Source organism: Flagellimonas algicola, from assembly GCF_005937185.1.
GTDB lineage: Bacteria > Bacteroidota > Bacteroidia > Flavobacteriales > Flavobacteriaceae > Flagellimonas > Flagellimonas algicola.
This window is the reverse complement of record NZ_VCNI01000002.1, coordinates 932410-953222: the sequence shown is the minus strand read 5'-3', so window position 1 is coordinate 953222 and position 20813 is coordinate 932410. Positions and strand designations below refer to the sequence as shown.

The window sequence follows — 20813 nt, the reverse complement described above, 5'->3', positions numbered from 1 at the left end:
TTCGTCGCAAGATTTTAAACCGCTACTCTTCCTTTATCTCCTGACAAAGTTCCACCAAAACCCCATTGGTTCCCTTGGGGTGTAAAAACGCAACCAGCTTATTGTCGGCCCCTTTTTTGGGTGTTTCATTCAATACTTTAAAGCCTTCTTTCTTTAACCGTTGTATTTCCGATTTAATATCTTCCACAGCAAAGGCTATATGGTGGATTCCCTCGCCTTTCCTATCCAAAAATTTGGCAATGGGACTATCCAAGGTAGTGGCTTCCAACAATTCCACTTTATTGGGCCCCGATTGAAAAAAGGAAGTTCTTACGCCTTCAGAGGCAACCTCCTCCATTTTATAGGGTTCAACGCCCAACAGTTTTGCAAACAATTTGTTTGACTCCCCAATATTTTTAACGGCTATTCCAATATGTTCAACTTTATCCATATTCCTTGCTTTTTTGAATCGTTTGCGCGTATTTCTTTCCAAAATTAAGCACTGTCTTCTTATGATATCATGAGGTTCGTCATTTATTCCGTTATTTTGCAGTATGGAAACACAGCGGCAGAAGAAAATTGCGGGAATTATTCAAAAGGATATTGCGGATATCCTTCAACGGGCCGCAATAGATGGAGGTCTAAAAGGAACATTGATTTCGGTTTCCAAGGTCTATGTGACTACAGATCTTTCTATTGCCAAAGTCTACCTCAGCATATTCCCCAATGATAAGGCCAATGAATTGTTGGATGGGGTCAAGTCCAACCAACCCCTGATCAAGCACGAACTTGCACAACGAACCAAAAATCAATTGCGCCGAGTTCCAGAACTTAATTTTTTCCATGATGATTCCTTAGAATACATCGATCAAATTGAAAAATCATTAAAGGGAGAAGAAAACCCAATTGAGAACAGGGACTTGCTGGCCAAACGAAAGAAATCCTGATTTTGAACTTCCCTTTTTATATCGCAAAGCGCTATTTACGGTCAAAAAGCAGTCAAAATGCGGTAAACATTATCAATTTCATCACTTTTTTGGTGATTGTTATCGGGTCTGCAGCATTATTTATTGTGCTTTCGGCCTTTGCTGGGCTAAAGACCTTTAGTCTTTCCTTTACCAATACTTTTGATCCGGACCTTAAGGCACTTCCCGCCTATGGAAAGCACTTTTCCATTACTCCAGGGGAAGAAAACAGCCTGCAACAAGTTCAGGGTCTGGCCAACTATTCCAAAGAACTGGAGGAACGGGTTTATCTCACATTTAGGGACAAAAGCCACTTTGCCTATATAAAAGGTATAGATGGAAATTACCGATCCGTAACCGGTGTGGACAGCACGCTGTATTTTGGCAATTGGGGAATTACAGAATACAACGGAGTGGTGGGCATCGGAATTTACAATTTGCTGAATGTTCCTTTGGATAATTACCAAACTCCATTAACTGCCTTGGTGCCAAAGCCCGGAAAAGGTTCCATTTCGCAGCAGAGCTTCAGCTCGAAGCCTTATAATGAACTGCCTTTGGTCGTAAGCGGGGTGTACGCGGTTGAAGAGAATTTGGATAAAAAATATGTGTTTGCCCAACTGCCCCTTGTGCAGACTTTTTTGGAAAAGGACAGCACACAAATTTCCGGAATCAATTTTAAATTGGACGGTCAACTTCCTTTGGAAGACGTGCGAAGTCAACTTAAAACAATTATGGGCGATAAAGTGTTGGTGTTAAATCGACAGGAGCAGAATAGTACGCTATACCGGATGCTCAACACCGAAAATCTTGCAACTTATTTGATATTTACACTTGTTTTGATTATCGCTTTGTTCAATGTGGTTGGGGCCATCATAATGATGATCTTGGACAAGCAGCAAAACTCCAAAACCCTATTTAGTCTTGGGGCCACCATTAAAGAGCTACGCTCTATTTATTTTACCCAAGGTCTTCTTGTTACTACATTAGGTGGGTTTATTGGAGTGTTAATAGGGTCACTTTTGATAGGGTCACAACTCGCTTTCGGTTGGCTAAAAATTACTCCTTCCCTGGCCTATCCTGTAGAATATAATTTGATGAATGTTGTGGTAGTGCTTGGCACCATAGTAGTGCTTGGGTTTATTTCTTCCAAAATAGCCAGTAGTAGGATTAGCAAACGGTTGATTGCCTCCTAAACAAACTGAAAATCCCCGAATTTTTCTAAAACCTCATCGAAAGCGGCAAAAACATCTGAGGAATCATCACTGGTCACCATTTTCATACGGTATTCCTTAAAGTGGGGGATTCCCTTAAAATAATTGGTGTAATGTCTTCGGGTTTCAAAAACGCCCAATTTCTCGCCTTTCCAGTCAATGGCCATTTGAAGGTGTCTCCGGGCAGCTTCCACACGTTCTTCCATGGTAGGTGGCGCTAAATGGGTTCCCATCTTAAAGTAGTGTTTCACCTCCTTAAAAAACCACGGATTGCCAATACTTGCCCTACCTATCATAGCTCCGTCAAGGCCATATTCATCTCTCATTCTCATAGCCGCTTCCGGAGTGTCCACATCCCCATTTCCAAATACAGGGATATGCATTCTCTGATTGTTCTTTACCTCAGCAATAGGTTTCCAGTTTGCCTCCCCTTTGTACATCTGTACCCGTGTTCTGCCATGAATGGCGATAGCCTCAATTCCTACATCTTGTAATCGTTCTGCAACTTCTACGATTTTAATGGAGTCCGAATCCCATCCTAATCGGGTTTTTACCGTAACTGGCAAATGGGTACGTTTTACCATTTCCTCCGTGAGTTTCACCATCAAAGGAATATCTCTGAGGATTCCGGCACCAGCATTTTTGGAAACCACCTTTTTCACAGGACATCCAAAATTAATGTCGATAATATCTGGATTGGATTTTTCAACAATATCCACCGCCTGCAACATGGAATCCAGTTCAGCGCCAAATATCTGGATTCCAACCGGGCGTTCCTTTTCATAAATATCCAGCTTGATCACGCTTTTGGCCGCATCCCTGATAAGACCTTCGGAAGAAATGAACTCCGTGTAGACCACATCTGCACCCTGTTCTTTGCACAGGGCTCTAAAGGGGGGGTCACTTACATCCTCCATAGGAGCAAGTAGTAATGGGAAATCAGGGAGTTCTATGTTTCCAATCTTTGGCAAATCCTTCTTTTTTAGGATTGCAAAAATACAAAATACCGGAAAATCAGTAGGTTATTCGTCTTCCAATCGATCACGCTCTTTTTTCTCGATGGCCCGCTCGTTATCCTGTAGCTTGAAGTTTCCGAAATTATACGTGAATCCAAATCGGATAAACTGGGCCTCTGGTCTGCGTCTGTAGAAATTGTCCTGATTAAGGTATCTTGAGGTGTACGTAGTAAGATATCGCTCCAGCAGATCCTCTGCGGCAACAGATATACTTGCTCGATTGTTCCATAGAGATTTACGTAGTCCCAGCGTAAGGTTCAACTGCTCATCGGAAATGTATGATCCAAACAAAAATTGGGATATGTAGGTCATGGTGACCTCTCCTGTAAAGGTCCCATCTTTGGAAAGGGTCAAATAATTTGCCAAATAGCCATATATCCCATCCACTTCGTTGGTGTATTCCTGATTGTTGCTTTCCACCGCAAGAAATGTTTCCTCTTCATGAAAGAAAGAGGTGAAGGCGTACATAAACCAAAATGGAGCTATATTTTTGCTCACCGTAAAATCCAAACCATAGGATTTGCTGGCCAACATGTTCTGTTTGAGCTCTACCAAAGTTTGATCATCATTGTCCTGAAACACCAAGTATCCAATGTTGCGGCCATTGTCTCGATAGTAGATGTCAACGAAGAACTCGCTATTAAGGGTGTAATTAAAATTGAAATTGTTGCTAAAACTTGGTTTTAACCCGGGATTCCCCTCCTCAAAATCACTTTCGTTGAAAAAAACCCGAAAGGGGTTTAAATCATTGTATTTGGGCCTGTCCACATTTCTTCCATAATCAAAGGCAAAGCTATGCTTGTCTGATGGAGAGTACAGAACATAAACGGAAGGAAAGGGCTCAAAAAAATCCACGGTATTGGTCTCATTTAGGGTTTGTGATGTGCCATTGGCTTCTGTAAGTTCTCCTCTAACACCCAATTTCATGGACCATTTATCCCAGCTTTTAACCCAGCTCAAATATCCTGCATAAACCTTCTCATCATAGGAAAACACATCAGATAACGATGGGCTTACGGTATTGTCCGAGCCTATAAAATTCTGAAAGTCCACAGTGCTTTCAGAAGTAATGGATGACATCTTAAGCCCGGTTTCAAATGAGCTGGTCCCCAACGGCGTTGAGAAATCTGCCTGTCCCGTGAAAATTTGTATATCCTGTTTAGAATCCGTGTCAAAGCCAAAGTTTCGTATGAACAGCGCATTGCTGTCAAAATAATTAGAGTTCAAATTTTGAAACGACTCCCCGTTATAGTTGGTAAAATGCCCATTAAAAGTGAGGCTGGCACCAGGTTTCTTCAATTTATGCACGTATGAAAGGTCAAAGGCCAAGTTGGAATTGTCCAAATTGGCAATGTTCCTGGTCACAAAGGTGGAGTCCAACTGCTGCTGTCCATCCCTAATTTCCGCATTCAAGTCAATTTCCCGTTCCTGTCCAAAATTAAAGGCCAAATTGGAAGTGAGGTTAAGGCTGTTTCTTTCATCAAAATCATAATCTAGTATCAAACTGGCATTCTGTGCTTGGGAAGACAGTGTTTCATTATATAAAGTAGACCATCTCGAAAAAATCGAATTGCTGTCATCCATATAATTTGTTCCCTTTCTTGTTTTGCGCAGTTCTTTTTTCGGATTTATGGAATAGTTGGCAAACAAGTTTAGTTTGTCCGTCTTAAAATAGTGGCTCATCCCAGCGGCAAATTTTGGGAATGAGGCCTGGGTATAGCTCCCGTTGATACTTCCTTTATATCCTGGTGTAATGTTTTTGGAGGTAACAATATTCAATATAGGTCCGCTCTCTGCGTCATAGCGCGCCGGCGGGTTGGCAATTACTTCCACGGATTTAATATTATTCCCTGAAAAGCCTTCCAGCAGTTCCTTTACTTCTTGTCCAGAGAGCTGCACTTTACGGTCATTCAGATAAACGGTGGCACTTTGCCCCTTTATCTGTAAGTCTTCCTGGTTTACAATGACTCCGGGAGTGCTTCTTAAAATGTCCCAAGAACTTCCTTGTGAAACGATGGTGTTTTCTACAGAAAAGACCAGTCTGTCTGGCAATCTTTGCAGTGTTGGTCGCTTTGCGGTCACCACTACCTCATCCAGATTGTTTGCTTCCAACGGTATGATCAATGCTCCCAATGACACATTGCCGGCAATATCCAATGCCCTGGGCTCGGATCCCCTTCCCACATAGCTGGCCTGTAGCAAATAAAGGTCTGCTTCAACTTCCTCCAAAGAAAAGTAACCAACCTCATCCGCTGAAGTTCCCATAACAAAGGTGGAATCAACAGCTTGTAACAAGAGGATGTTGGCATATGGAATTAAATTATTATGCTGATCTACAACCTTTCCGGTAATCTGGTAAGTCTGTGCATGCAAGCCCATGCAGGTGAAAAACGCCAATAAAAAAATAAAGGCAAGGTGTCTCATTTAGTCTTGGGGTTGGATATCAAATCTAAGAAAATAATTTAGAGCCGTAGAAGTCCATCCGTAGTCATATTTGCAAAAAACAGTGAGCTAGGCAGCTAAAAGAGCTATATTTGCAGATGCTTAAACGCCCCAGATTCTGGGGGCTCATACGAATATGGAGAAGATTAGAAATTTTTGCATCATTGCGCATATAGACCATGGCAAAAGTACCTTGGCAGATCGGTTGTTGGACTTTACAGGTTCTGTTACCGATCGGGAAAAGCAAGATCAATTATTGGACAATATGGATTTGGAGCGGGAGCGTGGTATCACAATCAAAAGCCATGCTATTCAAATGGAATACGTCCACGAGGGAGAAACTTATGTGCTCAACCTTATAGACACCCCCGGGCACGTGGATTTCTCGTATGAGGTTTCCCGTTCCATCGCTGCCTGTGAAGGCGCCCTTTTGGTGGTGGATGCCGCTCAAAGCATTCAAGCTCAAACCATTTCAAACTTATACTTGGCTCTGGAGAACGATTTGGAGATCATTCCCGTGCTGAACAAAGTGGATCTCCCCAGTGCCAATCCAGAAGAAGTCACAGACGATATTGTTGATCTCTTAGGTTGTACTCCAGAAGAAGTCATTCCTGCCAGTGCAAAAACGGGTATTGGAATAGAAAATATTCTCACAGCCATCATAGAGCGGGTTCCCGCTCCCAAAGGAAACCCAAATGAATCCCTTCAGGCCTTGGTGTTTGATTCTGTTTACAATCCGTTTAGAGGCGTGGAAACGTATTTCAGGGTCATCAATGGAGAAATTAGGAAAGGCCAGAAAATCAAGTTCGTGGCCACCAATAAGGACTATTTCGCTGATGAAATTGGTACCTTAAAATTAAATCAGGTTCCCAAGCCCATTATTTCCTCCGGGGATGTGGGTTACCTCATTACTGGAATCAAGGATGCAAGGGAGGTCAAGGTTGGGGACACCATAACTGATGCCAACAAACCCACCCAAAATGCCATTGAAGGTTTTGAAGACGTTAAGCCTATGGTTTTCGCTGGAATTTATCCTGTGGATACCGAAGATTTTGAGGAACTACGTTCCTCCATGGAAAAATTACAGCTGAACGATGCGTCTTTGGTGTTTACACCAGAAAGCAGTGCCGCGCTTGGTTTCGGCTTTAGATGTGGATTTTTGGGAATGTTGCATATGGAAATCATCCAGGAGCGATTGGAGCGGGAGTTCAACATGACCGTGATTACCACAGTTCCCAATGTTAGCTATCACGCATTCGCTACTAAGGACAGGGAAACAGCAATCATAGTTAACAATCCTTCGGATTTGCCAGATCCTTCTACCGTAGATCGTGTGGAAGAACCGTATATAAAGGCTACCATTATTACCAAGGCCGATTTTGTGGGTAACGTCATGTCTCTGTGTATCGAAAAGCGGGGTCAAATCACCAATCAAACCTATTTGACCACGGAACGTGTTGAGCTTACTTTTGATATGCCCCTGGCCGAAATCGTTTTTGATTTTTACGACCGGTTGAAAACCGTTTCAAAAGGGTATGCTTCTTTCGATTATACCCCAATTGGAATGCGAACCTCCAAATTGGTCCGGGTGGATATTTTATTAAACGCACAACCTGTTGACGCTTTATCCGCATTGGTTCACTTTGACAACGCCCATCATATTGGTAAAAAGATGTGCGAAAAATTGAAGGAGCTTATCCCAAGACAACAGTTTGACATTCCAATCCAAGCGGCCATTGGTTCCAAAATCATTTCCAGGGAAACCATTAAAGCGCTTCGAAAAGATGTGACCGCCAAATGTTACGGGGGTGATATTTCCCGAAAGCGAAAGCTGTTGGAAAAGCAGAAAAAGGGGAAAAAGCGCATGCGCCAAGTAGGGAATGTGGAGATTCCACAGCAAGCTTTTATGGCGGTTCTAAAACTAAACGACTAAACTCCCTTAATCCCCGAAATCCAATTCATCGAGCTGACAGCCCTCTGAAACAAATTCCTTAGGTGTTTTGCCTTCTAAGCCTTCGGTGTTTATGGTTTTCATTTTAACTCCTCCATAAAATATAGTATAGGTGCTATCCCTATTCATGCAAATTTTTAGTTCTAATTTTTTCACTGCAGTGCAGGAAAAACATTCTGTCGTAGTAACTTCCGAAGTATCCTCCATATTTGATAGCACTTCGTCTTTAAATTGTTGTTCGGCATCAAATGAGCAGGCCATAAATACTCCAGTTGACAATAATCCAATTGATAATAGAAGCTTTTTCATTTTAAAAAGATTTAGGTTATTAAATAAACTGAGGTAATGTACCTCCGAGTGAGGCCTAAATCTTGTTCCCAATTGACGAATGGCCGTTTTCAATTGACGGATGAAGGGATTTTTGCTAAAAATGTGCTTTTTGGAGAAATCCTTAGGTTGGAATTTTAGTCAATATCGATGGTTTTTCCCATATAAACCAGCTTATAGCCGTCCCCATTTGGAGAAAAGTCCTTGCTATTTGCCGGGATAATATCGATGACCCCGGTTGGAGCCTTTGTGAAAACCGGAATGATCTCACTATCCTTTTTGGCAAGATCGATCAAATCATCATAATGTGGCTTGTCCCTCAGGTCAATTTCCTGAATGGCTGGATATTTCCGAACCACTTCAATCAATTTGATAAAGTCGTCCGTATGGGAGAACAGTCCCTCTTTTGGATTGTTGTTGGGGTCGTTCATCTCATCGGAGTTTACCAATCTGAACGCTCCGTTTTCGCCAAATTGCCGTTGGAATTTTTCTATCGCAAATTCATTAATGTCCGAATTTCCCGTTAAGGCCAACAAAAACCCCATGTCGTTCAGCTCAATATTATCCGTAAGTGAGTCCGAAAAGATATCCGCTGTCATGGCTTCCAGTCCTAAGCGTTGGGCCTTTTCAATATTGGCCTGGTTGTTATCTATCAACACCACATGACGGTTATTGTTTTTGAGATAGTTCCCTATGAGACGGGATACTTTGGAAGCGCCAATAATCAACACTCCTTCTGACTTCTTTAAGAAAACCCCAACAATTTTGGCCACAAAACGGGCTGTAGTTGCATTCAATAGTACAGTTCCCAGCACTATCATGAACACCAAAGGCGTAATGTATTCAGCTCCGGGTTCTCCCTTGCTCAACAACTTGGAGCCAAATAGCGAAGCTATTCCCGCCGCAACTATACCCCTGGGGCCAACCCAGCCAATAAAAAGCTTTTCATTCAGTTTTAAATCGGACCCCATGGAACTTAGAAAAACCCCCAATGGCCGTATCACAAAAACAACCACAGCAAACAGAATGGCAGTGTTCCAATTAAAAATGAGTTCGAGATCGCTAATATTAATATTGGCCGCCAACAAAATAAATAGGATCGAAATCAACAAAACGCTGAGCGATTCCTTAAAATAAAGAAGCTCCTTCAAATTGGGCAAGTTCATGTTCCCCATGACCATCCCCATGACCACCACGGCCAGTAAACCGGATTCATGGGCAAACACATCTGATTCTACATACACCAACAACACCACCGAAAGTGAAACCACATTGAGAAGATAGTGCGGCACCAGGTTTTTCTTGATTACAAACCCCAAGGCATGGGCAAATGTAAATCCAAAGGTAGTCCCGAACAATAAGATCTTTCCAAACTCGATCAATGCGGTTTTGGTAAATGCCTGACCCTCTCCCACACTAATAAACTCAAAAACCAAAACGGCTACCAAAGCCCCAATGGGGTCAATTAAAATACCTTCCCACTTAAGCACTGCGGAAACATCTTTTTTTAATGGGATGTTTCTTAGAATTGGTGTTATTACCGTTGGCCCTGTTACAATGATCAATGCAGAAAACAGGAATGAAATTTGCCAAGTAAGTTCAAAAATGTAATGAGCCGCCACTCCAGCTCCAAAAAAAGTGACCACAGTTCCCACAGTAATCAACTTGGTGATTACCGGACCCACATTCTTGATTTCGGCCCGTTTAAGGGTAAGTCCTCCTTCAAACAGGATGATGCTAATTGCCAAAGACACAAAATAGTAAAGGCCCTCCCCTGGGAAAAGTCCCTTTTTCCCATTCCAAATGGGCTCTATTAGTTTACCTCCATCCTCCGTGTACAAAGTGGCGATGGGACCCACCAAAAGTCCAATCAAAATCAATGGTAAAATTGCGGGAAGTTTAAAGCGCCATGCCACCCATTGTGCAATGATCCCCAAAATTATGATGCCCGCCAGCTCTACCATGAGTTAGTTTTCTTGAAATTTAACGTTTTTCTTTTAGAATTTTGTCAAACTTCTGACATTGAGTACTTCTTTCTTCATATTGTGTTATATTGAAGCCCCATTCTTAAAAAGCTTCATTGAACGCACCTTTTAAAACCGTTTTGTTCGGGTTTGCTTTCTCTCCAACTTTGAGGGCCAATATTCTGGAAACTTCCAGGATAGCCCATTTCTTTGGAGCCAAACTAATTTTACTTCATGTAGGTGAGAAGACGGCCAAAAAAGAAGCTCGGATCAAGGATATTCTGTCCATTATGGAACACCAGGAATTGGAGGTCTCCATCCAGTGGAAAACCGGAAAACCGGATGAGGTTTTGTTGGCCACTTGCCAAGAATCCAATATTGATTTGTTGATTTTGGGAGCAATGCAACATGAAAACTTGTATCAGTTCTATGTGGGTTCCATTGCAAGAAAGCTCACCAGAAAAGTATGCTGTTCCGTTTTGTTGTTGATAAAACCCTCGGAAGAACGGGTGCCCTGCCAGCATGTGGTGGTAAATGGTTTGGAAGATGAAGATACGCCTTTGGCCATTTCAAACGCTTGTTACGTCTCACATGCCCTAGGCGCAAAAAGATTGACCATTGTGGAGGAAATTGGACAAAAAGAGGTGGCTGTTGAAATCACTGATGACAAATCCTTAAAAAAGGCCACCATCCAAAAAGAGCGTTTGAAGCATCGGGAAGATTCGCGTGTTCGAAAAATTCTGAAGTCCGTTCCAGGTGAGCATTTAGAAAACCTAAAGGTGAAAACCCAGAGTATTTTTGGAAAGCACGGGTATTCCATCGGGCATTATGCCGAAGTGATCCGTGCAGATCTTTTGGTGATGAACGCCCCAAAGAAGATCGGGCTACTTGACCGTATTTTTCCACATGACATTGAATATATTTTATCCGATTTACCAACCGACCTACTAATTGTTAGAAAAACCAGTTGACGCCCAAAACCAGCAATACAAATAACTTTATGAAGGACTTGCCCAAAAACCTGTTTTCGGGTTTTGTGGTGTCCTTGATTGCCCTTCCCCTTGGGTTGGGTCTTGCCATAGCCAGTGATGCCCCGCCTATTTCAGGTATCATTGCTGCCATTGTCGGGGGAACGGTTGTTGCCTTACTGGGAGGCTCAAATGTTACCATAACCGGACCGGGTAATGGTCTGGTTATTGTACTTCTTGGAGCCATAACCACTCTTGGTGCTGGTGACCTATATCAAGGCTACCTTTTTACTTTGGCGGCCATTGTGGTTTCAGGGATTTTGATGTTGCTCCTAGGCTTCCTAAAAATGGGTCGCTTAGCCGATTTTTTTCCGGCCTCTGCCATAGAAGGCATGTTGGCCGCCATTGGATGGGGAATTTTCGCCAAACAGTTTCATATCATGATTGGCCACAACAACGAACATGGCAGCATCGTAAAACTACTGGCCCAAATACCTGCTGGGCTTACAGACTTGGTTCAAAACTCAACAACTGAAGAGATGGTTGCTGCCGGAATTGGAATCATAAGCCTCTTGATCATGGTTTTTTATTCCAAAATCAGGAATCGCTTTTTCCAGCTGATTCCTGCTCCCATGTGGATACTGATTCTATCTGTTGGATTTAGCTATTCCTTTGGTTGGTTGGATTTGCCATTTCCATTAGACCCTTCATACTTGATTTCCATTCCGGAAAATGTGATTTCCAATTTAGCCTTTCCTGATTTTTCCAAGTTGCATCACAAAGAATTTATAATCAGTGTTTTTGCCATAACACTTATCGCTAGTATCGAATCCCTGCTCAGCATAAAGGCCGTGGACAAACTAGACCCTCAAAGTAGGAGGTCCAACGTAAATAAAGACCTAAAAGCGCTCGGCCTAGCAACATCTTTAAGTGGTTTGGTTGGGGGGTTAAATGTGGTCACCGTAATTGCGCGTAGCTCGGTGAACGTGAACAATGGCGCCACCAATCGATCGGCCAACTTCTTCCATGCCACATTTCTGGTGGTGTTCATCTTATTGTTCCAAGAGCAGTTAAAGAAGATTCCGTTGGCGGCATTAGCTGCTATTTTGGTCTACACCGGCTATAAACTGGCGACCCCAAAAACTTTCAGGAAAGTGGCCAAAATTGGCAAAGAGCAAATTGTGATTTTCCTGACCACTTTGCTTACCACCTTGTTCACCAACCTCATTACTGGAATCAGCGTAGGTATATTAACCACCTTGATATTGCATATTGTCATAAACAAAAGTGTTGTATTGTTTTTAGGCAATGTGTTCAAACCCAATGTTCTAATGTTTCAGGAGCCCGAGGACAAGAACTACTACGTTAGCGTTAAATATTTCTGCAGTTTCCTGAATTTTTACAAGCTCAAAAACAAGCTGGATGCTATTCCAGAAGACCAACAGGTGGTGGTAGACCTATCTATGTGTGGCTTTGTAGACCATACGGTTATGGAAGGATTGGAAACGTACATGGACACTTTTGCAAAAAAGGGCGGAAGCATGGAAATTGTGGGCTTGGACAAACACGGTGCCGATTCCAAACATCCCTTTGCCATTCGTAAAATTATACCCCTGGAAACGCTAAAGCCCATTGAAAAGTATTTTACCAAAAGACAGGCGCGGCTGAAAGAAACTGCCCTAGAATTTGATTGGGCGTATGATGCCAAAAAAAATACCGAGACCCATTTCCTCAACGACTTTGTCTTTTTTAGAACACGTGAGATAAGCTATTTATATAACCATCTTTCAGAGCAAACTGGAAATTGTTCTGTTTTTGATGTGGAATTTACGGAGGGGGCGTTTGTGGCCAAGGAAGTGATTAAATCAACCATGATGCATATAACACTTCCTGAAGAAACTCCGGTATTTACCTTGGACAAAGAGGGGCTTTTGGAGCGGATATACAAACTGGCAGGTTTTCAGGACATTTCCATAGAAAACCATCCTGATTTTAACCGTCGCTTTTTCCTGAGTGGAGAGAAAACCGGGGAGATTCAACATTTGTTCCACCATGAGCTTATTCTTTTTTTGGAAAGCAACCCGTATTATCATGTGGAATCCAACGGGCGCTCCTTATTGATTCTAAAAAAAGAACGATTGCTGAGTGTTCAGGAAACCAAGGCCATGATCTATTTTGGACAGCAGCTCACCAAATTTTTGAGGCAATCCGTGCCTGTTTGATTTTTGTTAAAATAGGGCCAATAAACCTATGTTTTTTAATCATTTAAGGTCTGCTTTTCTTATTTTGCACGCCATTTGCTTTTCTGAATGACTGTTTATCCCGTTGAGACCGGAAATTTTAAATTGGATGGTGGTGCCATGTTTGGAGTGGTTCCCAAATCCATTTGGAACAGAACCAACCCGGCAGATAACAACAATATGATCGATTTGGCCGCGCGCTGTCTACTCATTGAAGATGGCGACAGGCTAATTTTGGTTGACAATGGCCTGGGGAACAAGCAATCAGAAAAATTTTTCAGCTACTACTATCGTTGGGGAAACCACAGTTTGGATGCCTCTTTGGAAGCATTGGGATTTCACAGGGATGATATCTCAGATGTTTTTTTGACCCATCTCCATTTTGACCATTGTGGGGGAAGTATCCAATGGAACAAGGATAGAACAGGATATGAACCCGCTTTTAAAAATGCACGATTTTGGTCCAATAAAGATCATTGGGAATGGGCAACCCATCCAAATGCACGGGAAAAAGCCTCTTTTCTAAAAGAAAACCTTTTGCCCATGGAAGAAAGTGGGCAACTTCATTTTGTAAATCGAAAAGAAGGCGTATTTCAAGAGAGCTCAGAATTGGGGTTCGGCATTCTTTTTGCAGATGGACATACGGAAAAACAAATGTTGCCCCATGTTACCTACAAGGGCAAAACCTTGGTTTTTGTTGCAGATTTGATTCCAACAGTTGGGCATATTCCCTTACCTTACGTTATGGGTTATGATACCAGACCCTTACTAACCTTAAAAGAAAAGGCTAATTTTTTGAATACGGTTGCCGAAAACAATTACCTCCTCTTTTTTGAGCACGATGCACACAACCAATTGTGCACCCTCAAAAAAACTGAAAAAGGCGTGCGCCTGAATCAATTGTTTTCCTTTTATGAAGTATTCAATTCACAATAAAGTTTTACATTTCAATTAAAATCATCTATATGAATCGCAGTTATTTCAATCTTTCTTTCTCCATGGTCTCCGCCTCTATTTTCCTAATGGGATGCGGTGCTACTACCCTTGTTTCAACTCCCGTTGAAAATATAGATACCATTCCTCTTAAGGTGTCGGAATTGTCGGAATCCCAGAAAAAAACCTGGGGGCACGCTGACCTCATCTCAGATACCATACCCGGAATGAGTGTGGACAAGGCCTACCGAGAAATCATCAAGAACAAAAACGGAAAAACGGTTATCGTAGCCGTTGTTGATTCCGGAATCGATATTGAACACGAGGATTTGGACGGGGTGTTGTGGACCAACAAAGGTGAGCGACCCAATAATGGCAGGGACGATGACGGAAACGGCTATATAGATGACATTCATGGCTATAATTTTTTGGGCGAAGCCTATAACGAACAATTGGAGTATGTCCGCATGCTCCGAGTAGGTGTGGGGGATGCCTCTGCAAGAGCCAAAGCTCGCCTAAAACTGGACGAAGCTTACCCAAAAGCATTGCAGAACAAACAACAATACGAGCAGATTTTCCAAGTGGTTAAGGGTGCCGATGAGGCCGTGAAAAAGGAATTAGGCAAGAGCTCATACACAAAAAAAGAGTTGTTGTCCATTGAGGCTAAAACAGAGGAAATGCAGCAGCATGTAGCCGTACTCACCCAAATGTTCACCTATGGTGAGAGTATTCCAAGTGTAATGGAAGAACTCAACGAGGGCATTACCTATTTTACAGATCAAGTCAACTATAACCTCAATAAAGACTTTGACGGAAGACAAACCGTTGGGGACAATCCTTATGACTTTAGTGACATAAAGTACGGGAACGGTAACCCGAAAAATAGAGTGGATACCGAAAGCCACGGAACCCATGTCGCTGGAATTATAGCTGCGGAACGTAACAACGGAAAAGGGGTGAACGGAGTTGCCAAAAATGTGAAAATCATGAGCGTACGTGCTGTCCCAAATGGCGATGAATATGACAAAGATGTCGCCTTGGCCATTCGCTACGCTGTGGACAATGGTGCCAAAATTATCAACTGTAGTTTTGGAAAATCCTTTTCTCCCAACGCACAATGGGTGTATGATGCCATAAAATATGCTGCTTCCAAAGATGTTTTAATTGTACATGCCGCAGGAAACGATGGCAATGACCTGGACAGTCCTGAGAATCCAAACTACCCTAATGATCACATGTTTGGAGCTATGGAAATTGCCAATAACGTAATCACGGTTGGGGCATTGACCAGTAGTTATGGTTCCAAAATGGTAGCAACCTTCTCCAATTACGGCAGTCAAAATGTAGATGTTTTTGCGCCTGGAGATGCCATTTATTCCACCTTGCCAAACAATAAATATGATTTCATGGGAGGTACTTCCATGGCCGCCCCAGCAGTTGCAGGCGTTGCGGCTTTGGTACGATCGTACTACCCGCAATTGTCAGCGGTACAAGTAAAGCAGATTATTATCCAATCAGGGTTGGGCACCAAAGCTTCCGTAATTGTTTCGGGAGATCCAGCCAACGCTTCAACTTTTGATAAAATTTCCAAATCAGGGAAAATGGTGAATGCCTATAACGCCTTGCTACTGGCAGAAAGCATCACCAAAGGAAAAGCAACCCTTAGCAACAACACCAAATAATATGAAAAAGGCCTGGTTTTTCTTTTCTATGGCTTTTGCCGGTATGCTTTCGCTAGCCGCGCAGAACACTTCGTATTGGCAACAGCATGTAGATTATACCATGGATGTTGAAATGGATGTAAAGACATTTCAATATACCGGTACCCAAAAATTAGTATATACCAATAATTCTCCTGACAAACTGGACAGGGTTTATTACCATTTGTTTTTCAATGCCTTTCAGCCCGGGAGCCAGATGGACGCCCGCTTGCAAAGCATTAAAGATCCAGATGGTCGGATGATGGAAAATGGGAAAAGCAGGATTGCTTCCCTTTCCGAATCTGAAATGGGTTATTTACACGTGGAAACCCTTACCCAAGATGGTCAATCCGTTTCCTTTACGGAAGAAGGAACCATTTTGGTAGTGGATTTGGCCCAACCCATTCCCTCGGGTGGCAAAACCACTTTGAATATGGCGTTCAAGGGTCAGGTGCCTGCACAAATCAGAAGGTCTGGACGCAACAGTAGTGAGGGCGTGGCCCTTTCCATGAGCCAGTGGTATCCCAAATTGTCAGAATACGATTTTGAAGGCTGGCATGCCAACCCCTACATTGCCAGAGAGTTTCATGGGGTTTGGGGAGATTTTGATGTAAAATTGACATTGGACAAAGACTATGTGGTTGGGGGTTCCGGTTATCTTCAGAACCCACAAGAAGTGGGACATGGATATGAGGCACCTGGTACCAAGGTCAAGACCAAAGGCAAGACCTTGACATGGCATTTTAAGGCTCCCAATGTCCATGATTTTATGTGGGGTGCCGACCCAGAGTACATTCATGATACCTTGCAAATGGAGGATGGCCCAACCTTGCACTTCTACTACAAAAACAATCCGGAAATCATAGAAAACTGGAAAAAATTGCAGCCTAAAACAGTGGATGCCATGCGTTTCTTTAGCAAGAACATTGGTAAATATCCGTATGATCAATATTCCGTGGTCCATGGCGGGGATGGCGGAATGGAATATGCCATGAGTACCTTGATCACCGGTAACCGCGCTTTTGGAAGTTTAGTGGGCGTAATGGTGCATGAGATGGCCCATTCTTGGTTTCAACATGTGCTGGCCACCAACGAATCCAAGCATGAGTGGATGGATGAGGGTTTTACCACCTTCATCAGCAGTCTGTGTATGAATGAGATTATGGAGCAGGGTAAAGAAAATCCGTTTGAGGGGTCCTATAAAGGGTATTACGCACTAGTCAATTCAGGTCTGGAAAAACCGCAGGCCACCCATGCCGATCGCTATAGTACCAACTTTGCTTATGGTATTGCTGCCTATAGCAAAGGTTCCATTTTCCTTTCCCAATTGGGTTATGTTATTGGACAGGATAAGCTTATGGAATCGGTGCGGAAATACTATGAAGAATTCAAGTTTAAGCATCCTGTTCCCAATGATATAAAGCGCGCTGCCGAAAAGGTCTCAGGAATGGAGCTTGAATGGTATTTGGTGGATTGGACCCAGACAACCAATACCATTGACTATGCCATCAAAAGTGTTGAAGCAAATGGAAACCAGACCAAAGTAATCTTGGAAAGAATTGGGGATATGCCCATGCCAATTGATTTGTTGGTTGCCAATACGGATGGCTCCCAGGAAACGTATTACATCCCTCTACAAATGATGAGAGGTGAAAAGGACAACCCCTATCCCAACCTCAAAAGAACAGTGGCAAAAGATTGGGCTTGGGCGCATACCACCTATGAGTTGATTATTGATACGCCTTTCGTTGAAATCCAAGCTTTGGTCATAGATCCATCGCAACTTATGGCCGATGTAAATGGGGAAAACAATGTTTGGCAACCCTAATATTGGGGTGTCCTCCGTTTTTGGACGAAGATCCTTCCGAAGCGAGTTAATTTAAGTAGCACTAAAATGGCCTCCTTTAGCAAAAAAGAAAAACTCAAGAGCAAAAAGCTAATTGAGCAACTTTTTGTTGAGGGAAAGAGCATAAAGGCCTTTCCCCTAAGGCTGCTCTACACCAAATGCGAATTCGATGATGTTCAATTCAAGGCAACTGTAGCGGCACCTAAGAAAAAGTTTAAAAATGCCGTTGATCGGAACCGGGTAAAGCGCCTTCTTCGGGAATCTTATCGGCTGAACAAGCACCTTCTTTTTAACAATGTAGAGGGAAACTTTGCGTTCCTATTTTTATACCTTGGTAATACGATGCCAAACGCCAAGGAGGTTGACAAAGCCATGACTCAGCTTTTGCAAGCATTCATAAAAAAAGAATCCCATGAAAAATCTGATCAATAAAAGAATTTGGGTTCCGGTTGTAGCGCTCACCATTTTGGTTGCCTCTTCCGGATTTAAAAGCGATTTCTTCGAGATAGCGAAACAAATCGAAATCTTCACTACGCTTTTCAAGGAGCTCAACATGAATTATGTGGATGAGACCAATCCTGCAGAACTGATGGATTCGGCCATTAAGAACATGTTGGAGGAATTGGATCCCTATACCCGTTTTCTGAATGAACAAGATGTAGAGGCCTATAAAATCAACAATGCAGGGGAATATTCCGGTATTGGAGCCTTGGTTCGATCTTATGAGAGTAAGTTGCTCATTGTAGAACCTTACAAAGGGTATCCAGCCGACAAGGCTGGATTGAAGGCCGGGGATGAAATCATAAAGATTGGCGACATTACGATTACCGATTTTGACGACAACGCAAGCGAATTGCTCAAGGGGGCCAACAACACCTCCGTAGATGTCACTTTTGTTAGACAGGGAGAAACCAAGATGGCCACCCTAAACCGCGAAGGTGTGGAGGTGGATGCTGTTCCGTTTTATGACATGATTGACGAAAAAACAGGCTATATCGTTCTTTCCCGTTTCAATAGAAAGGCTTCCAGTCAAACTAAATCGGCGCTGCAGGATTTAAAAGGCAAAGGTGCGGAGCGACTGATTCTTGATTTGAGGGGAAATCCAGGAGGACTTCTCACAGAAGCTATCAATGTTACCAATTTGTTCGTTCCCAAAGGAGAGCTCATCGTAACCACAAAATCCAAGGTCAAAAAGTTCAATCAGGAATACAAGACCAAAAATCAGCCAGAAGACCTGGATATCCCTCTGGTAGTGTTGGTGGACGGTAGGAGTGCCTCGGCAAGTGAAATTGTTTCTGGGGGATTGCAGGATTTGGACCGTGCCGTGGTTATGGGCGCCCGTAGTTTTGGAAAAGGCTTGGTGCAGCGTCCGCTCAAGCTCACGTATGGTACCCAGCTTAAGGTAACCATTTCCCGATATTATACTCCATCCGGTAGGTGTATTCAGTCCTTGGATTATTGGAACAGGGATGAAGAAGGTAAGGCCGTCAGGAACACCCAATTCAAGGAGTTTACCACAAGAAATGGCCGTAAGGTACAGGACGGTGGAGGGGTAATGCCCGACGTGGAAATTGCGACTATAAAAACCAACAGTCTCATTGACGCATTACAGCAAAACAACATCCTTTTCGATTTTGCCACGGACTTCTATTTTGATCACTCCTTTGGCACTGTGGGCGATTTCACTTTTACGGATTCCGATTTTGGGGCATTCAAAAAATATGCGCAAACACAGGATTTTTCATTCCAGACAGAAACCGAGGAGTTATTGGAACAAACTATGAACTCAGAAGATCACCTGTTGGGTTCCAATGTTCAAGAAAAGTACAAGGACTTGCTGCTGGCCATCAACAACGGTAAAATTTCCGCTTTGGACACCTATCAAAAAGAAATCAAGAAAAATCTTGAAGACGAAATCATCAAACGATATTTCTATAGGGAAGGTCTTTATCAATATTACCTCACGCATGATGATGCCATTCTCAGTGCCACGGCCTTGCTTGGAGATGCTTCCAAATACAACGGCATTCTACGGTAGGTCATGAAAAGGTGTTGTTCGTGCCTGTTCCTGATACTGCTTTTCAACATTACCCTATTTGGTCAACAACGCTATGAAAAAGGGGAAATACATGATTCCATCCCGGTCAATGGAGCCCATGAAGAAACTTTCGCGCTCTATTTGCCACAGAATTTTTCCAGCCAGGGATTGAGTTCCATTGTTTTTATTTTTGATCCTGCGGCCAGAGGAGCGGCTGGCATTCAACCATTTATTCCGGCTTCTGAAAAATATGGTCATGTCCTAATCTGCTCCAACAACTCCAGAAATGCCCCTTATGAAAGAAACTTTGCCCTGGCCAACAACTTGTTCAACCATGTTTTTTCTCATTTCAATATAAAAGAGGATGAGATGTACGCTTCCGGTTTTTCCGGAGGTTCTCGTTTGGCAAGTGCCATCGCATCCTTGACCAACAAATTTGCCGGAGTCATAGGTTGTGGGGCTGGATTCTCCGGAATCAAGGAGCATATGCCCGCGGCCCATGACTATGCCTATGCAGGTCTCTGCGGAAACAGGGACATGAACTATAAGGAAATGGTAGAGAACAAAGGCTTCCTAAACCTCATCAATTTCAACAGCACCCTAATTACTTTTGATGAGGAGCATAAATGGCCACCAAAAGAACAAATCCTGCGCGCCTTTGATTGGTTAAATCTTCAAAAGCTCAAAAAGGAAAAGCCCGTCCCAACAGATAAGTTACGGGCTCAATATGTAAAAGACTATGCGCTGGTAAAGCAATTCAGAGCGGAAGAACGGCTTTTGTTTGAAGCAGAACAACTGGAACGTATCATAAAAGACTACAAAGGGATTTTGAACATTGATAGCATTGAAAATCAATATACCACGCTTCTCAAATCCAAGCCGCTCAAAAAGAAATTGGCCCAGTTGGGAAAAACACTGGAACAGGAACGAAAATGGGTGATGGCTTGGGATAAACAACTACGGGAGGACTTCGCACAACCGCAAAAAGTGAATTGGGAATGGTGGAAAAAAGAACTAGGAAAACTGGATAAACTCAAGGATACCGAAAATGCAGAAGTTCAAAATATGGTCTATCGTGTCCGCTTTGATCTCTTTGTCCGCTTGTATTCGAGGAAAAACGAGTTGATTCATGCACAATCCAGCGCCCAGTCGGTCTTTATAGATGAGTTTATTGACTTGTTAAAATCCAATTAGACCGCTTGGCATGGTTTTGGTTTCCAAAGAATAAACCAA

The 20813-nt window shown here is 42.8% G+C and carries 16 protein-coding genes; 11 read left to right on the top strand and 5 right to left on the bottom strand.

All coding sequences use genetic code 11. The annotated features are described in order from the left end of the window. Positions 1-22 precede the first annotated feature (22 nt). A complete protein-coding gene (mce, locus tag FGG15_RS13165) occupies positions 23-430 on the bottom strand; it encodes a methylmalonyl-CoA epimerase (RefSeq protein ID WP_138836968.1) in 408 nt (135 codons plus the stop codon). 103 nt (positions 431-533) lie between these two features. Between mce and rbfA the strand changes: the two genes are divergently transcribed. Both rbfA and FGG15_RS13155 read left to right on the top strand, forming a co-directional pair. Next, the gene (gene rbfA, locus FGG15_RS13160; protein ID WP_138836966.1) at positions 534-926 is read left to right on the top strand and encodes a 30S ribosome-binding factor RbfA; all 393 of its coding nucleotides are present in this window, start codon (positions 534-536) and stop codon (positions 924-926) included. Between the two features lie 2 nt (positions 927-928). Next, on the top strand, positions 929-2137 hold the full coding sequence (locus tag FGG15_RS13155) for an FtsX-like permease family protein (RefSeq protein WP_138836964.1): 1209 nt from the start codon (positions 929-931) through the stop codon (positions 2135-2137). Here the strand turns inward: FGG15_RS13155 and dusB are convergent. Both dusB and FGG15_RS13145 read right to left on the bottom strand, forming a co-directional pair. Beyond that, positions 2134-3126: a tRNA dihydrouridine synthase DusB gene (gene dusB, locus FGG15_RS13150; protein ID WP_138836962.1), complete on the bottom strand. Its 993-nt coding sequence runs from the start codon at positions 3124-3126 to the stop codon at positions 2134-2136. The genes FGG15_RS13155 and dusB overlap by 4 nt on opposite strands. A 51-nt stretch (positions 3127-3177) precedes the next feature. Next, on the bottom strand, positions 3178-5595 hold the full coding sequence (locus tag FGG15_RS13145) for an outer membrane beta-barrel family protein (protein ID WP_138836960.1): 2418 nt from the start codon (positions 5593-5595) through the stop codon (positions 3178-3180). Positions 5596-5749: 154 nt separating this feature from the next. Here FGG15_RS13145 and lepA point away from each other — a divergent pair, with 154 nt between their 5' ends. Next, on the top strand, positions 5750-7546 hold the full coding sequence (lepA, locus tag FGG15_RS13140; protein ID WP_138836957.1) for a translation elongation factor 4: 1797 nt from the start codon (positions 5750-5752) through the stop codon (positions 7544-7546). 6 nt (positions 7547-7552) lie between these two features. Here the strand turns inward: lepA and FGG15_RS13135 are convergent, their stop codons facing one another. Next, entirely contained in the window at positions 7553-7873 is a 321-nt protein-coding gene (locus tag FGG15_RS13135; protein ID WP_138836955.1) for a hypothetical protein, read from the bottom strand. Positions 7874-8028: 155 nt separating this feature from the next. Further along, entirely contained in the window at positions 8029-9855 is a 1827-nt protein-coding gene (locus FGG15_RS13130) for a cation:proton antiporter (RefSeq protein WP_138836953.1), read from the bottom strand. Between the two features lie 116 nt (positions 9856-9971). Between FGG15_RS13130 and FGG15_RS13125 the strand changes: the two genes are divergently transcribed. The 8 genes from FGG15_RS13125 (at position 9972) to FGG15_RS13090 (ending at position 20774) form a co-directional block, all read left to right on the top strand. Next, positions 9972-10826 carry a universal stress protein gene (locus tag FGG15_RS13125; RefSeq protein WP_138836951.1) on the top strand — a complete coding sequence of 285 codons (855 nt, stop codon included), beginning with the start codon at positions 9972-9974 and terminating at the stop codon, positions 10824-10826. 29 nt (positions 10827-10855) lie between these two features. Continuing rightward, the gene (locus FGG15_RS13120; protein WP_138836949.1) at positions 10856-13045 is read left to right on the top strand and encodes a SulP family inorganic anion transporter; all 2190 of its coding nucleotides are present in this window, start codon (positions 10856-10858) and stop codon (positions 13043-13045) included. A gap of 87 nt (positions 13046-13132) precedes the next feature. Next, positions 13133-13999, top strand: a complete 867-nt coding sequence (locus FGG15_RS13115) for an MBL fold metallo-hydrolase (protein ID WP_138836947.1) — start codon at positions 13133-13135, stop codon at positions 13997-13999. Between the two features lie 29 nt (positions 14000-14028). Beyond that, the gene (locus FGG15_RS13110; protein ID WP_138836945.1) at positions 14029-15678 is read left to right on the top strand and encodes a S8 family peptidase; all 1650 of its coding nucleotides are present in this window, start codon (positions 14029-14031) and stop codon (positions 15676-15678) included. Position 15679: 1 nt separating this feature from the next. After that, positions 15680-17524 carry a M1 family metallopeptidase gene (locus FGG15_RS13105; protein ID WP_138836943.1) on the top strand — a complete coding sequence of 615 codons (1845 nt, stop codon included), beginning with the start codon at positions 15680-15682 and terminating at the stop codon, positions 17522-17524. A gap of 66 nt (positions 17525-17590) precedes the next feature. Beyond that, the gene (locus FGG15_RS13100) at positions 17591-17974 is read left to right on the top strand and encodes a ribonuclease P protein component (protein WP_138836941.1); all 384 of its coding nucleotides are present in this window, start codon (positions 17591-17593) and stop codon (positions 17972-17974) included. After that, a complete protein-coding gene (locus FGG15_RS13095) occupies positions 17955-19580 on the top strand; it encodes a S41 family peptidase (protein ID WP_138836939.1) in 1626 nt (541 codons plus the stop codon). The genes FGG15_RS13100 and FGG15_RS13095 overlap by 20 nt, the downstream gene beginning before the upstream one ends. Before the next feature lie 3 nt (positions 19581-19583). Next, positions 19584-20774, top strand: a complete 1191-nt coding sequence (locus FGG15_RS13090; RefSeq protein WP_138836937.1) for an alpha/beta hydrolase — start codon at positions 19584-19586, stop codon at positions 20772-20774. Positions 20775-20813: the final 39 nt, after the last annotated feature.